The 15,410-nt window shown below is 62.3% G+C and carries 12 protein-coding genes; 5 read left to right on the top strand and 7 right to left on the bottom strand.

The genetic code is table 11. The features are described from left to right. Nucleotides 1-322 precede the first annotated feature (322 nt). The 3 genes from BN1137_RS03965 to BN1137_RS03955 form a co-directional block, all read right to left on the bottom strand. Nucleotides 323-1,366: an NAD(P)H-dependent flavin oxidoreductase gene (locus tag BN1137_RS03965; RefSeq protein WP_050717354.1), complete on the bottom strand. Its 1,044-nt coding sequence runs from the start codon at nucleotides 1,364-1,366 to the stop codon at nucleotides 323-325. Then, nucleotides 1,363-1,659 carry a Pathogenicity locus gene (locus tag BN1137_RS03960; RefSeq protein ID WP_050717353.1) on the bottom strand — a complete coding sequence of 99 codons (297 nt, stop codon included), beginning with the start codon at nucleotides 1,657-1,659 and terminating at the stop codon, nucleotides 1,363-1,365. The genes BN1137_RS03965 and BN1137_RS03960 overlap by 4 nt, the downstream gene beginning before the upstream one ends. A gap of 72 nt (nucleotides 1,660-1,731) precedes the next feature. Beyond that, a complete protein-coding gene (locus BN1137_RS03955; protein WP_050717352.1) occupies nucleotides 1,732-2,373 on the bottom strand; it encodes a ribonuclease T2 family protein in 642 nt (213 codons plus the stop codon). Nucleotides 2,374-2,606: 233 nt separating this feature from the next. Here BN1137_RS03955 and BN1137_RS03950 point away from each other — a divergent pair, with 233 nt between their 5' ends. Beyond that, on the top strand, nucleotides 2,607-3,167 hold the full coding sequence (locus tag BN1137_RS03950) for a gamma carbonic anhydrase family protein (RefSeq protein WP_042641619.1): 561 nt from the start codon (nucleotides 2,607-2,609) through the stop codon (nucleotides 3,165-3,167). A gap of 97 nt (nucleotides 3,168-3,264) precedes the next feature. Here BN1137_RS03950 and BN1137_RS03945 read toward each other — a convergent pair whose 3' ends face one another. Together BN1137_RS03945 and BN1137_RS03940 are read right to left on the bottom strand one after the other, a co-directional pair. Then, nucleotides 3,265-6,300: a cytochrome c peroxidase gene (locus BN1137_RS03945; RefSeq protein WP_050717351.1), complete on the bottom strand. Its 3,036-nt coding sequence runs from the start codon at nucleotides 6,298-6,300 to the stop codon at nucleotides 3,265-3,267. A gap of 216 nt (nucleotides 6,301-6,516) precedes the next feature. Continuing rightward, on the bottom strand, nucleotides 6,517-7,422 hold the full coding sequence (locus BN1137_RS03940; protein ID WP_050717350.1) for an SAM hydrolase/SAM-dependent halogenase family protein: 906 nt from the start codon (nucleotides 7,420-7,422) through the stop codon (nucleotides 6,517-6,519). 169 nt (nucleotides 7,423-7,591) lie between these two features. Between BN1137_RS03940 and BN1137_RS03935 the strand changes: the two genes are divergently transcribed. Then, nucleotides 7,592-8,047, top strand: coding sequence for a hypothetical protein (locus BN1137_RS03935; protein WP_050717349.1), 456 nt, complete (start codon nucleotides 7,592-7,594; stop codon nucleotides 8,045-8,047). Here BN1137_RS03935 and BN1137_RS03930 read toward each other — a convergent pair. Next, nucleotides 8,044-9,255 (bottom strand): MFS transporter, encoded by a 1,212-nt coding sequence (locus tag BN1137_RS03930; protein ID WP_050717348.1) that lies wholly within the window; start codon nucleotides 9,253-9,255, stop codon nucleotides 8,044-8,046. The genes BN1137_RS03935 and BN1137_RS03930 overlap by 4 nt on opposite strands. A gap of 225 nt (nucleotides 9,256-9,480) precedes the next feature. On the opposite strand from BN1137_RS03930, the gene BN1137_RS03925 reads away from it, so the two are divergent. The 3 genes from BN1137_RS03925 (at nucleotide 9,481) to BN1137_RS03915 (ending at nucleotide 13,352) form a co-directional block, all read left to right on the top strand. Beyond that, nucleotides 9,481-10,350 (top strand): LysR family transcriptional regulator, encoded by an 870-nt coding sequence (locus BN1137_RS03925; RefSeq protein ID WP_050717347.1) that lies wholly within the window; start codon nucleotides 9,481-9,483, stop codon nucleotides 10,348-10,350. A gap of 141 nt (nucleotides 10,351-10,491) precedes the next feature. Continuing rightward, on the top strand, nucleotides 10,492-11,988 hold the full coding sequence (locus BN1137_RS03920) for a GGDEF domain-containing protein (protein WP_083443356.1): 1,497 nt from the start codon (nucleotides 10,492-10,494) through the stop codon (nucleotides 11,986-11,988). Nucleotides 11,989-12,110: 122 nt separating this feature from the next. Further along, nucleotides 12,111-13,352, top strand: a complete 1,242-nt coding sequence (locus tag BN1137_RS03915; protein ID WP_050717345.1) for a DEAD/DEAH box helicase — start codon at nucleotides 12,111-12,113, stop codon at nucleotides 13,350-13,352. Between the two features lie 186 nt (nucleotides 13,353-13,538). Here BN1137_RS03915 and BN1137_RS03910 read toward each other — a convergent pair whose 3' ends face one another. Continuing rightward, a complete protein-coding gene (locus BN1137_RS03910; protein WP_050717355.1) occupies nucleotides 13,539-14,834 on the bottom strand; it encodes a lipopolysaccharide biosynthesis protein in 1,296 nt (431 codons plus the stop codon). Nucleotides 14,835-15,410 lie beyond the last annotated feature (576 nt).

Raw genomic sequence — 15,410 nt, 5'->3', positions numbered from 1 at the left:
CGAGTCAAGCCTTATTTTCAAAGGCTTTTCGAGGCACCGACCGGGTTGTTTGCGTTGCCGCTTGCCCTGTCGATGTGGCGCATTATAGAGAGATAGATCACGTTGGCAAGGGGCTTATTGCAATAAAACTGTAAAAATCGGCATTTAATTAGTTATTCATATCAAACCACAGCTTTTATACAAAGTTATCCACAAAACCCTCGCTGCATGGGCCTTCAAGGTGCTCAGAACCGTTGTTATCAGCGGGAGAATCAACTCTCCAAGCCAAGAGACCGTCAGTCGTAGCCTATATAGAGAAGACGACAGCTATATAAGGAAAGCATCAGGCCAGTTCGGCCGCTTCGATCCAGCTGGCTATCAGCTCGGCTGCCGGCAGAGGATGGCAGCCCGAGACATTCTGCCCGGCCCAGAGCGGTGAGAAACCAGCATCCCCTCCCCTTTCGGCCGCTCTGCGCAATGGTGACAATGCGCTGCTGGCATAAGGAAAGGCTGGCGCAATGGAAGATAGCGGTCCCAGCTCTCGCATCAGCCGGTTGACGATGCCTCTGGCGGGACGACCGCTGAACAGGTTGGTCAGCGCGGTATGATGACCTCCTTCGGAGTGGATCGCGGCCCGGTGCAGAGCCGAGGTGCTCGCCTCTGGGCAACAGAGGAAGGCGGTGCCCATCTGCACGGCGCTCGCCCCGAGTGCCAGGGCAGCGCGGATCCCCTTGCCATCGACTATGCCCCCGGCGGCGATGACCGGCAGCTTCACCGCTTGCACTATCTGCGGCAACAGGGTGAAGGTGCCTTGCTGCAGGCTGAGATCGTCCGAGAGGAAGTGGCCACGATGGCCCCCTGCCTCCAGCCCCTGAGCTATGATGGCGTCAGCGCCATGCTCCGCTAGCCAGCGCGCCTCTGCCACAGTCGTGGCGCTGACCAGCACCTTGGCCCCCCACGACTTCACGCTATCGAGCAGCTCGGGAGCCGGCAGGCCGAAATGAAAACTGACCACGGCGGGTTTGAACTCGGCCAGGATGGCCGCATGTTCTGCATTGAAGGGGGCACGGCTCGGGCCGCTCAGGCTGGCATCGGCCGCAAGTCCCAGCTCGGCATAATAGGGGGCCAATGTCTGTCGCCAGCGGCGCTCTTCGGCTGGATCCAGAGCCTGCTGATGGTGGCAGAAGAAGTTGATGTTAAAGGGCCCACGGCCGCTTTCTCGAAGTTCACTCAAGGCGCGGCGCAACTCGGCGGGGCCCAGCATGGCGGCCGGCAGGGAGCCGAGCCCGCCGGCGGCGCTGACCGCCAGCGCCAGTGCGCAGTCCTGCACCCCCGCCATGGGGGCCTGAATGATGGGGTAGCGGATCCCGAGATCGAGCAGGCTCATGCTTGCGCCTCCCGCGTCGTCCCTTCATGGGCGCCGGCCTGCGCTCTGATCTGTTCGCTGGCCAGGGCGATGGCGCCCTCGATGGCAACCCGCGCCTTGGGGCTGTTCTGCCAACAGCTCGATCCCAGCATGCTGGCCACCAGCTGGACGATATGGCCAGCATCGGCTTGGGCCAGCTCGCCCAGGCTGTGGTAGCCCAGCTGCTCGAGCCGGCCGATGACGGTGGGGCCAACTCCTTTCACCCCAAGCAGCAAGGCCCGCTCATTCGCCGGGAACTGTTTCACCTCAGTCATTCATCGCCTCCCTGTGTCATAACGTTCTTTATCTCTCTGCCATATTGCGAAGAGAGTGATTACACTCGCTATTTAACGCACATTTCTTAGCAGGAAATCTGGCTGACCACAGGAGCGAGCCTCCCGTTTGCGCATCTCGTCGGAGCAGGGAACGGCACTCTCCCCGTCCTTGTCGATGCAGACATAGATCTCCCGCAGGAAACGGCCACCGTCGGCGCAGGCCAGGGTGATGCTCCCCTTGGACAACCAGGCGTTGGCCTCCACCAGATCCTGCTTGAGTTGGTCACGGCTCTTGCGAAGGGGTTGGGCCGGAGACTGATAGGCCGCAGGCACCGCCACCTTCTCCCGCAGGGTGCTGGCCAACTGATGGAACTGCGGCTGCTCGAGGCCGGAGCAGGTGCCGTGCTTCTGCCATTCGTGGCGATAGAGGAAGCGACTGGGGTAGAGCCCGGCGAACTCGCGCTCCATCTCGGGATCCAGTTGCTCGCGGCTGCAATCGCTCGGGTAGCCACGCTGATACTGGGGCCAGAGGCCGTGCAGCACGAATCCCAGCGGTCGGCTGCACTGCTCCCGATCCCCCGGTTTGACGGCGCAGTGCTGGGGCGACCAGGAGAGTGCCAGCGCATAGTAGTCAAACTCCCCGGCCCGCCCCTTGGCCTGCACCGCCGAGATCCCCAACAGGGCTCCCATCAGGAACACTATCATCTGCTTCATCCATCTTCTCCTTCACGTCTTGTTGTTCACCCTGGCAAGGCTGAACGCCCCAGCACCGAGTCCCATGTTCCCACCGATGGGACCCGAAAAACAACCATCTGAAATGTCCCTACTTAATATGGGTCAGACCAGTAAAGGGTTTCCCCTGCCGGATCAGAGGCGTAAGCTGACTCTCCGGCGAGCCCCTGCGTCCCGCCACCCTATCCCCGAATTCAGCTGCAACAGGACGTAACATGATCCGCAAGAATCCCTCAGGTCACCTGCCCGTCATCCACGAATCCGCCTATATCGACAAGACCGCCATCATCTGCGGCAAGGTGATCATCAAGGAGAACGTGTTTGTCGGCCCCTACGCCGTGATCCGTGCCGACGAGGTGGACGAGACCGGTGACATGGAGCCCATCGTCATCGGCGCCAACTCCAACATCCAGGATGGCGTGGTGATCCACTCCAAGTCCGGCGCCGCCGTGACCATAGGCGAGTTCAGCTCCATCGCCCACCGCAGCATAGTGCATGGCCCCTGCGAGGTCGGTAACCGGGTCTTCATCGGCTTCAACAGCGTGCTGTTCAACTGCCATATCGGCGAAGGCTGCGTGGTGCGCCACAACTCGGTGGTCGACGGCTGCGATCTGCCCGCCGGCTTCTATGTGCCCTCCACCACCCGCATCAACCAGCAGAGCGATCTGGCCGAGATCCCGCGGGTCACTGTGGATGCCACCGAGTTCTCCGAGGACGTGGCCCACACCAACATCGATCTGGTCAAGGGTTACAAGGCGCTCTCCAACGAGTTCTGAGTTCCTCCTTACTCCTTATTCCTTATTCCTTATATAAGGACAATAAAAACGGGCGCCTGGGCGCCCGTTTTTATTGCGATAGCGGAATGCTTGCACGTTAGATGGCCCGCACACAGGCGGCGGCATGGGCCTCTGTTGGCAGATCGGTCAGGGGCTCACCGGTGCCCAGATCGAGCAGGGGCGCCTCGCCGTCGCCATTGCTGGCGTCGCTGCTCCAGAAGCGGCTGTAGAGCGGCCAGCCCTTTTCGGTCAAGAGCTTCATCTCTTCACCGCTCTGGTGATAGGCGGCGAACAGGCTCGCCAGCTCCTGGGCCGTCGGCAGGCGCCAGTCGTCGTGACCACGGGCCACCAGTTGCTGGCAATATCCCCGCGCTCGCTCCTGACCCATCATCGCGTAGTTGGCGGTGAAGGGGTTGTAATCCCCATCCTCATCATTCGCGGTGTCGTCATAGGCGATCCCCAGTCGATCCGCTTCGCTCTGGGTGAGCGAGCAAACGAAGGAGAGCTTGCCCGCCACCAGCTCGGGCTGATGACAACCCTGGCTGAAGTCAGGCTGGGCATCCACGACCTGTACCCGCACCGCCAGGGTGCGGCCACCGACGCTGAGCCGCAGCCGAGCCGGGCCCACGACCAGGCCGGTCACCACCCCTTGCCCATCGACCCTTGCCAGTTCGGGCAGCTCGCTGAGCCAAGTCGCCGGTTCATTCAATGTCGTCAGGGTGCCATCGCTCAGGCGCATGGCCGCCTGCAGCGCCAGGGTGCGACCCACCTCCAGCTGAGGCAGGGCCGGTGTCACCACCAGATCCACCGGGATGGGGCCGACCGGGCTGGCGTCATCCACCTCGCTCAAACCCAGCTCGGCGACACTGGCCGGGGTGCGTCTGGGCTCGGCAGAGGCGCCGCGCAGGAACTCGCCGATGGCGTCGAGCTCGTCGTTGGTCAGACCCAGGGCGTGGAGGTGATCGGACGCCTTGGGGAAGAAGGGATCGTGGATGTCCGCCCCGGTCGGGAAGCCCACCCCGGTGCTCCACTTGGTGACGCCGAAGTTGTACATGGCCACCACCCCCTGCACAGACCCGCCGAGGCGCTGGGCCAGGATCGGGAAGACGCCGTTGTGCATATAGGGGCCGGTGAAGGCCACGTCCCGCAGACTCGGGGTCTTGAACAGTCCCATGTCCGCCTGCTGGCGGGTCTGCAGGAAGCGACCCCTGTCTTCCAGGTTGCGGCCGTAATAGGTTAGCCCCACGCTCTCGAACTGATGCTGGCTCAGCAAGGGGCCCGAGTGGCAGTTCATGCAGCGGCCATCGGTTCTGAACAGATGCATGCCCCACAGCGCCTTGTCGTTGAGTGCCTGGGTATCCCCCTTGACGAAGCGCTCCAACGGGCTCGGGCTGCTGATGATGGTACGCTCGAAGGTGGCGATCGCCTTGGCAACCCGATCCAGGGAGATATGATCATCGCCGAAGGCGCTGGCAAAGGCCGCCGCATAGTCCGGGCTGGCCCGCAACCGTGTCAGCAGTTCGTCGTGATCCAGCGCCATCTCCACCGGATTGCTGATGGGGTGCAGGGACTGCTCCTCCAGGGAGCCGACCCGGCCATCCCAGAACTGGGTGCTGCTGTAGGCGGCATTGAGGATAGTCGGGGCGTTGCGGATGCCCTTCTGGCCCAGATGACCGACCGAGACGCTCAGACCGTCGCTCCAACCTTTCTGGGGATCGTGGCAGCTGGCGCAGCTGATGTCGTTGGCCTGGGAGAGCCGCTTGTCGAAGAACAGCTGCTGACCCAGTACCACCTTGGCGCGGCTATAAGGGTTGTCGGCCGGGAAGGGCACCGCAGGCATGGCCCCCAGCTCCTGCCACTGTACCCCTTCATCCACATTGGCGGCTGGCCACTGGCTGCTGTCGCCGGCGTATTGCGCCCGCAGCGCCGCCAGATCCGGCATGGCACCGTCACGCACCACGGAGGGGCGCACGGGGTAGAGAGAGACCGTATACCAGAGCAGGCTGCCCGCCCCCTCATCGCGCCAACTGCGAGTGAGCGGCTGATAGAGTCGCTCCTTCGCGCCATCCAGCAGCCAGATCCACTCCGGCATAGCGAGGGCGAAGGTATGGGGATAACGCCAGCCCTGCTTATCGGTGCTGAGCAGGCGCTCGAACTCCACCAGGGTCGGCAGGCGCCAGCCGGTCTGGCCACAGCTGGCCGGACGCTGTGACAACATATCCTGGGGAGTCGTCGCCGAGCTCATAAAGCCCTCCCCCGGCAACCAGTACTGGCTGCCCTTGACGCTGGAGACGGTGCGCACATCGTGCAGGCACTGCCAGTTTCCCTGGGTCAGCAACTTGCCCTGGGCATCCAGTCGCAGCAGCTCGGCGGTCTCGGGTTCGTCCGCAATGATCGGTTTGGCCGGATAGAGGGCACTCTGGGCGGCCTGAATGGCGGCGCCATTGGTGCGGCGATACCAGTTGCGGGCGGCACTGTCGTCCCGCAGTGCCAGCAGCATCTGCCAGCTGTCGGGGTAGTTGAGCTCGGCCCCCAGTCGCTGGGCCCGCAGCAGGGTGGCGTAGTCCTGAATGGCTGCCTCTTGCTGCAGGCGGATCTCGCCGCCCTGAGCCCATTCGCTGGCATCGAGCGCCCCATCACCGTTGAGATCGCTGAGCAGGAAGAGAGCAGTCTCCTCCTCATCCAATCGCAGTATCGGCGCGGCGGCGCGGCGAGCCCGATTGTCGCCGGCAGCCAGGTCAGCCACCAGGCCACTGCTGGCGCGCAGGATATAACCATCCTGCTCACCGCTGAGTTCGAGCGGCGCACTCAACAACAGACCGACGGGCAGGGTCAGAGTCGTATCGCCCTGGCCGCTCAGGGTAATGGAGCTGCCAATACCAGTGGCGCGCTGGCGCAGGTTCAGGGTCGCCCCCGGCGCCAGTCGGTCACCCAGATCGATGGCAAGAGTCAGCTCGGCGCGGGTATGGGTCTGCGGCGGCTCGACGGGAGGCGTGACGATCGGCGGATCTATGACAGGCGGGGTGACAACGGGTGGTTCGACGACAGGAGGTACTGGATTGGAGCCGTCGCTGCTGTTGTCGTTGCAAGCGGTCAGGGCCAGCAAGCTGGCCAGCAGTAATATGGGTTTCATTGTTTGGTTGCGGTGGGCAGACAGGCCGGCGATTATCCACCCAAATACCAATCATTATCAATTGCGTTCAGCTAATATTCATATTGATAACAACTGTCACCCCACTGTCCCCCTACCATGGCATTTCCCATCCGATGACAAGAGGCCCGACGCTTTGCAGGCGTCGGGCCTCTTGACTGTCACAGTCTGTCTGCGAACCCGCTCAGGCAGGCATCGCTAGCACTTCTTCAGGCTGATATGCCAGTTGGCACCGGATGCCACCTGATGTTTGGCGGCAAAGCTGTCCATATTGAGCGCAACCGACACCTGCAACAGGCTGTTGAGATAGATGAGCGGCTGCCCTTCCGGCACATCGCCAAAACTGCTGACGTAGGGAGCCTTGCCCTCGAACTTCTGCACATCCCCCTCACTTATCTTGAGGCAGGCATTGTCACCCTTGTTGATCCCCGCCTTGGTCAGCAGGGTCTCGTCGATGTTGCTCCAGACGTTGCCGTACTGCACATCCAGGATGGGGATGGTGCCTTTGATGGTGCCATCGCTCTCGGCCAGGGCGGCCTGATAGGGAATGGTCACCACCTCGGCGGGCAGCAGCGGCCCCACCTGATCAAAGCTGATGGTGCCGGAGGCGAGTCGCGCCCCGGTATAGGCGTAAACGTCACGGCCGTGGAAGGTGTAGGACTTCTCGGAGCCCTTGAGGCGATTGCGCTTTTCATCAATTTGGCGCACCGCCTCGATGCCGAAGTGCTCGGCTACCAGGGTCAGGGTGCCGTTGTCCGGCGAGACGATGTAGTGGCCACTCTTGGTCTTGAGCACCACAGAGTGGCGCGCCGTGCCGACACCGGGATCCACCACGCTCACGAATACCGTGCCTTTAGGCCAGTAGTTGATGGTCTGATAGAGACGGTAGGAGGCTTCCCAGATGTTGTAGGCCGGGATCTCGTGGGTCAGATCATAGAGCGGCAGGCTTCTGTCCACCCCGAAGGCAACCCCTTTCATGGCCGAGACGGCGCCATCCTTGAGGCCAAAGTCGGTCTGGATGACCAGCGCCTCGTTGGCGAAGGCGCAGCTCCCCACCAGCAGAAGGGAGAGTGCGAGGGCGCGGGGAGCGAAACGAATATCCATATCAGAACTCCTAAAATCCGGGGATTAGAAATAGCCATTTAGACATCTAGAATGCCATCTTGAATCTACTTTGCAAGCTGGCAGCCCCAGATGGGGGAGAAAAGCGCTCGTCTGTGGGCACGGACGGGTGTATGGATAGGGCTATTGAACGATCTAAAGAGGAATGAGGATGACAGAACGCGCGAGCCCCACACTGTTGCTGAGCCTGGGGGAGCAGAGCAGCCGGGTGCAGCTGACCCAGGCTGGCGTGACCCGGGAGTACCCCCTGGCCTTCGGTCTCGACGCCATGACGCCAGGCCCCTTTCGCCAGGATCCACCGAGCGCACTGGAGCTCGAGCAGGCCATCATGGTGGTGGAGGATGAGCTGATGCCGCTGGCCGCCCGGATCCCGGCTCACCCCCTGCTGACTCTGCAAAGCCCGCTCCCGCTCGCCAGCATGCTGGGCAGCCATGAACTGAGCCGGGAGAGCGTCGAGCAGCTATTCGGCCAGTTTGTCGCCATGGTGGAGGGAGATCCACTGGCGGCGGCCCAGCTCCCCAAGGCGCGCCACTTTGCCGCCGCGCTGCTGATCCTGCGAGAGTGGATGCATCACCTTGATGCCGAACGGGTGACGCTGGTCGATTAGTGCGCCGCGTGCTCGAAACGGCTACGCGACACCGCCCACGCCAGCCCCAGACTGATCAGGATACTGCCGACGGCGAGCAGATCCACCGCCGCCAGCAGGCCGGCGTTGTCGCTCACCCAACCCAGCAACACCGGCACCCAGTTGGCCACATAGGCGATCACATAAAAGAGCGACACCAGCCGGGCATGACTGGCACTGGGGGCGATGCGATTGACCAGGGTGGCGCTGCCGACGAAGACCGCACCCTGGGCATAACCGGCCACCAGCAGCCCCAGCCCGGCCAGCCACCACGACTGAGCGTGCACGGCCCCCACCAGCAGCAACACGCAGAGTGCCAGGGCGAGGCAGCCGCTTTGCAGGGTGTGGCGGGCATCGAGGCGACGCGCCCATAGCTGGCACAGGCCGGAAAGCACCATGTAGGCGGCGATGAGATAACCAAACAGGCCAAGATCCTGCATTCCCAGCAACTGGCTCGCCACCTTGGGGCCGATGGCCAGCAGGCTGGCGGCCACCGCCCAGGCGGTAAACAGTGCCAGCGCGCAGAGAAAGAACCCCAGTCCGGTTGCTCTCAACCCCTCAGCCAGGGATCCCTTGCCCTGCCCCTGCCCCCTGGGCTGAGGCTCTTGCCCCCTGGCGGGCCAGCTCAGCACGACGCCCACCATGGCGCAGGCCGCCAGCCCCATGATGAGCAGGAAGGGAAAATGGGTCGGATAAAAATCCAGCTGCAGTGCCAGCCCGCTGAACACCGGACCCAGCGCCAGCCCGGCGGTGAAGGAGAGGGTTGCACTGAGCGCTGCCCGCTTGCCACCATCGCGGGGGCCGAAGCGCAGTAGCGCCACATTGGCGGCGCCGGTCAGCGCCCCGGTGCCGATCCCGGCCAATACCCGCGCCAACAACAGTGACCAGAATGAATCGGCCAGCGCGAAGAGCAGAGCCCCTCCCACGATGGCCAACAGCGCGGGCAGGATCAGGGCGCGCAAGTCTGCGAGCCGCCCCGCCAGATTACCCACCCCGAACAGCGAGATCAGCACCCCTGCCGCATAGCCGCCATAAATCAGGGTGAGGCTCACATCACTCAGCGCCAGTACCTGTTGATAGTGGGGATAGAGCGGCGTGGGCACGCTGCTGTTAAGCAGTGCCGACATCAGGGCCAGGGGCAAAAACCACAAGATGACGCCTGGGCGGGCGCCGGATAAGGGGGATGACATGAATGACTCCGATGAGCACGGGGCCGCGCCCCGCTGATGAGAGGCGGCCATGATAGCGCCCGCCATCCACCGCCGACAGCGGCACAAATGCATCATCCCTCCTCAAAAATGCATTTCGACCGCATCTATCTGCAGGCATAAAGCCCCAAGCTTGGCTTGTGATCCCGCGGGGGCTGGCTTCTAATGGGCACGCCCCAGCGGGGGGACACTGGAGCGGGAGGCTCGATGATCAACTGGGATGACGCACGTTTTTTTCTGGCATTGGCAAGACAGGGCACACTGCGCGGCGCGGCCGGGGTGCTGGGGGTCGATCAGGCGACCGTCGGGCGGCGCATCACCACGCTGGAGCAGAATCTCGGGGCCAAACTCTTTATCCGCACCCCCAAACTCTATGATCTGAGCCCGCTCGGGGAGACCATGCTGGCCGATGCCAGCACCATGGAGCAGGCCATCAAGGCCATCACGCGCAAGGCGAGTGCCGACGAGCAGAACCTGTGCGGCGAGGTACGCATCGCCACCACGGACACCCTGGCCCAGGCCTTCGTGCTACCAGCTCTCGGCCTGCTGCGCGAGCGCCACCCCGGTATCCGCCTCAACCTGCAGACGGCGGTCAACGTCAGCGACATCGCCTATCGAGAGGCCGATCTCGCCATCCGGGGTCTGCGCCCCGACAACGACGAGCTGGTGATCAAGCGCCTCACCACCATAGAGATGGGGCTCTATGCCTCCCGTGACTATCTGGCCCGCCACGGCACGCCCAAGAGCGGCCACGGCCTGAGCCAGCACGCCCTGCTGCTGTTTTCCAAAGAGCTGGTTGCCCGGCACTGGCACAACCTGTGCGGGGAGCCGCTGCATGAGCCCAATGTGGTGCTGCAGTGCAATGCCCAGCTGCCGTTGTTGGCGGCGGCCCGCCAGGGACTAGGCATAGCCCTGCTATCGACCTTCCTGGCAGATCAGGAACCCGATCTGGTGCGCATCCTGCCCAGTCTCGCCGATCCGGTCGACATCTGGCTGGTGCTGCACCCCGACCTGCAAAAAGCCAGCCGGGTACGGGCCATGGTCGCGGCGCTGGAAACCATCTTTCACTCTCGCTAAAGGCTATCTATCTCCTTGATATTTATCGCCGCTGCAGTTTAATAACAGCGGGCTGATGCTCACCCGGCACGGCGGGTTGTTTATACTGAGTCGAGTCAACCGATGAGCGGCGCCCTCTCGCTCCCTAGGAAACCTTCAGGCATGCCGGTATCAAAAATGCGCGATATCCCCCGCCAATGGCCGTTCAGGTTGGCCCTGCTGTGTGTCGTCTTGTCGGGGCTGGCCGTGGTGCTCAATTACACCTATTTCAGCATCCGCCATGACATGGAGCTCATCACCGCCAAGCAGCAAAACGTGTTCGAAGTGTTCTATCAACGGGCCCGCATTCTAGAGCCTGAGCAGCTGGCGCAGTTCATCGATGGCAGCGCCATCAAGATCCCCATCTTCAGCGATAACCGGGACGCCGCCGCCTACGTCTACGGTTACAACTTCAAGACCCGAGAACGGTTCGCGGTGATCCCCATACTGCCGGCGACCAACGAGACGCTCATCGCCTACCAGTACGCCCTCTCCTACCCCGAGGTCATCAACCTCTACGCCATCTTTGACGACCATCGTCTGCTCGGCATGATGGCCGACAATCGCGATCTGCCGAACCGCTTGCTGCCAAACAACAGCCTGCTGGATCAGATTGCCCCCTGGCGTCACTACTTCGGCTGCGCCGCTTTCAACACCACCCATGTCCCTTGCAGCAAGGATGAGGCGCAGGTGTCCGGGATCTACACCGACAGCTTTACCCAGCTGCAGACCATCACCATGTACTTCCCCTTCGTCTTTTACGAGCAGGCGAAGCAGGACTATCGCTATGGCCTGACCGGGATCGACATCGCCATCGATGCCGCCTTCAAGGATGTGTTCCAGCCCTTCGAGACCCTCAACCCGACCCGCACCGTCATCTCCTTCAATGCGGTCGAGCCCTGTCGCCCTCACCACCTCTGTCTGAGCACGCCCTTCATGCAGACCAAGGCGGGCACCAGCCTCTATCTGAAGTGGTCTTATACCTATGCCGACTTCATGAAGGTGGCGCTGTACGGTCCGGCCTTCAAGCTCTACCTGATCGCGCTGTTGCTGCTGATGCTGACCGGGCGACGCGTCTACTTCCGCCTGCGCACCCTGGCCTATACCGATCACCTGACCAAGCTGCCACGACGGGACATTCTCAATACGGCTCTGTTGCAGGAGCACGACTACCTGATGATCCTGGACATCGACAACTTCAAGGCCATCAACGATAACTACGGCCACGGCGTGGGGGACCTGGCGCTCGCCGCCTTCGCCCGCCACCTGCACCACAACATTCGCAAGGGAGACACCGCCATTCGCTGGGGCGGCGAGGAGTTCATCGCGCTCTATAAGGGGCTGGATGATGAGGAAGCGGTGCGCCACGCCGTCACTCGCCTGCTGGCGCAGCCACTGCGAATAGCCCAGTTGCCCGCCCCCATCACCTTCTCGGCGGGCATCATCCGCATCCGCGACTACCTGACGGTGGCGGACGCCGTCGCCCTGGCCGATGAGCTGCTCTATCACGTCAAGCAGCATGGCAAACACAACATCGCCTTCTATCACGGCCAGGCCATCGAGCTCATCAGAGCCGACGATGTGCCGCCCCAACCTGCTAACCCCGCAGAGCCGGACTAATCCGGGCCAGTTGCGGGATGCCGCAATCGCCTTCTGCTCAGGGGGGCGCTTCTGCTACCATCCCGGCCACGATGATTGCTTCTGTCGGGCCCTGGCCGCGACGACTCCAGACTGGTGCCCCTATGTCCTCTGCCTCCTTTACCGAACTGGCCCTCTCCCCTTCCCTGCAACAGACCCTGCGCGAGCTCGGTTATGAGCAGCCGACCCCCATTCAGGCCAGCGCCATTCCCCTGGTGCTGGCCGGGCGAGATCTGATGGCAGGCGCCCAGACCGGCACCGGCAAGACCGCCGCCTTCGTGCTGCCCATCTTGCAGTTGCTGATGACGCAGCAAACGGAGCCAACCGCCATTCGCCCCATCCGCGCCCTGGTGCTGGTGCCGACCCGCGAGCTGGCGGTGCAGGTGTATGAGAGCGTGTTGCGCTATGGCAAAGAGAGCGGGCTCAGCAGCGCCCTGGTCTACGGCGGCGTCAGTATTGCCGCCCAGGTGGAGGCGCTCAAAGCCGGGGTGGATATCCTGATCGCCACCCCGGGCCGGCTGCTCGATCACCTGCGCCAGGGGGCGCTCAGCCTCTCGCAGCTCCGTCATCTGGTGTTCGACGAGGCGGACCGCATGCTCGACATGGGCTTTATGGATGAGATCAAGGCGCTACTGAAACAGATCCCGGCCGATCGTCAGACCCTGCTGTTCTCCGCCACCTGCGACGACAACCTGTTCGCCCTCTGCAAGGTCTTGCTGCGCGATCCCGCACTGATCGAAGTGGCTCCGCGCAACACCACGGCAGCGGAGATCGAGCAGCGGGTCTACACGGTGGACAGCGATCGCAAGCAGGCACTGGTAGAGCACCTGATCAAGGTGAAGGGTTATGCGCCGGCACTGATCTTCAGTCGCACCCGCCAGGGGGCCGACCAGCTGGCTCAGCGACTCGGCAAGGCGGGCATCAATGCGCTCGCCTTCCACGGGGATCTCTCTCAAGGCGCGCGGGAAAAGGTGTTGCTGGAGTTTCGCGCCGGCACCCTGCAGGCGCTGGTTGCCACCGACGTGGCGGCCCGAGGGCTGGATATTTTGGATCTCAACTACGTGATCAACCTGGAGTTCCCGCATCAGCCGGAGGATTACGTGCACCGCATCGGCCGCACCGGCCGCGCCGGCAACAAGGGGCTCGCCATCACCCTGTTTAGCCAGGACGACGCCCCTCAGCTCGAAAAGGTCGAAGCCGTGCTCGATACCCGATTGCCCCAGCAGTGGTTCCCGGGGTTTGAGCCCGACCTCACCAAGTTCGAACCCGAGCTCCGCCGCAATAGCAGGGCCGCCCAGAAACAGAAAGCCAGAAAGCAGGCGCTCGGCGGTAAAGGCAAGCGTTAACGACGGCCTTTGCCATCACGGGATATCGCTCCCTCACCATCTCCATCGGCTGGCTCCCTTCTCCCACTTTCTGTCATCAACAAGGGGAGAAGAGTCGGGGATGAGGGGACTGGCCTTCACCTCCTGCACCAAGACCCGCAATAAAAAACGCCCGGTCGGGCGTTTTTTATTGCTCTTATCCAGATATCACGAGGGCTGAGGGAGCGGCTCGGGTGGCAGAGACTTAAGGATCCGTCGCTCCGCCAGGGTGGAGAGGATAAACATCGCCAGATAGCCAAGACCCAGCGCCACTATGATGGCCACCACGTTGGCGGTGAACTCGGCCACCAGGTAGTAGGCCGCCACCAGTGCCACTATGCCCACGAGCCGGATGATCAGGCTCTGGGTGAAGTGACCATGGGCCTTGATATAGGCGAGCTGATAGCCGTTGAGCATCATAAAGATAAAGAAGATGGAAAAATGAAACAGCACCGGCACCGCCCCCACATAGTCGGCGGGGAACAGCAGCAATACCAGCGACTTGCCCGCCAGCAGCATTATTGTGAAGAATATTATGCTAACCACAGCGCTTAGGCGGAATATCCAGCTACGAATAAGCCGGATCTGACGGTGATCTCCACGGCGCAGATTGACCGCCAATTCCGGCAGCACGAAGCGGTAGATAGGGAAGACGAACAATAGCGTCATATAGGTGAAGATGGGGCGCACCACCACCTGAAAATCCCCCAGCTCGTCGAGGCTGAAGTGGCGGATGGTGAGCAGCACGGTGATGTAGATCATCAGGATGCTGGCCCCCGCCTCCAGCGAGGCGGTGAAGCTCTTCTTCACGTAGCTGCGCATCTCGGGGCCCAGCGCGACTTTGGCGAGTGGCCGGGTGGCTATGGCCCGGCGCCGGTGTAGATACATATAACCGGCGATGCCCAAGGAGGAGAAGGTCAGCCCGTAGAACAGCGAGGTGAGCGCCTCCAGCCCGAGGCCGAAGTAGCAGATCCCGAACATCAGGGCGTTGGCGAGCGGCTCCAGCCAGGTGACCCGGTTCGAGATCTCGTACATCCGGTACATGGCCACCAGATTGGTGAAATAGACCTTGAGCCCCAGCCCGAAGATGATCCCCACCAGTTGCAGATACTCCACCCGGATATGAAGTCCGTGCTTGATATAGGGGATCACGACGCCCCAGGTGAGCAGCACCATGCCAATCAGGAAATAGCGGAAGATATTGATGATGTCCCTGTCGTTTCGGGTCTGGGAGTAGCTCACCACCATGGAGGAGCGAAAGCCGGTCATCAGGATGAGGGAGAGCGAGATTAAGTCCACCACGCTGTTGAACAGCGCCAGATCCCCCTTGGCCACCCACTGCGCCAGCCACACCTTGAAGGCGAAGCCGATGATAATGCTGGCAAGGGACGCCCACATGCCGGTGACGAAGGCCTGCTTGAGGCGGGTGAGGGAATCATTTTGCACGTCTTGCGTAACTTGCATGGGTCGAAAGGCCGGGTCGCTGCGAGGCAAGGGAGAGGCCCATCTTATAAAAGGGAGACCCGGATTGAACAGCCTTAACGCCCGAGGCTATTAATCAGGGACCGGCAGTCGACCCATCACTGCGCCAAAGCGCCGTCAGACTCAGGGACAGAGTCTTGGCTCGCTAACCTCATCTCGAACGACGAATCGACGCGCGGATCATGGTTGTGTTCCATCCCATAACCGGGGCAATGTGGCTGTAGGCACTCGCTCCCCGCCGCCCGCACGCTGCCACCCCAGAGGCCCGCCACCAGTACCAGCCCTCCCGCTAATCCGACCTTGATCCAACTCTTCATGCTGTTGCTCCTTCTCTATATCCGACCCCTGGTCCCTTACGGCATTCCGGGCCCTGTAAGCAGTGAATGGAAGATACGGGGGATTTGTGAGGGGGAAATGCGCTTGTGTGAAGTCTGGGGCGGGATCATTGCGGAAAGGCCGAAAGTGGAATGACGCAAAGTCGTCTGTGAGATGGCGGGAGCAAGCTGTAACTCTTTTTGAATGTGCCCCCTCACCCTGGCCCTCTCCCGAGGGAGAGGG

It is taken from the genome of Aeromonas tecta (genome assembly GCF_000820185.1).
Lineage (GTDB): Bacteria > Pseudomonadota > Gammaproteobacteria > Enterobacterales > Aeromonadaceae > Aeromonas > Aeromonas tecta.
The sequence above is the reverse complement of the archived record's forward strand: the minus strand, read 5'-3'. Positions and strand labels throughout refer to the sequence as shown.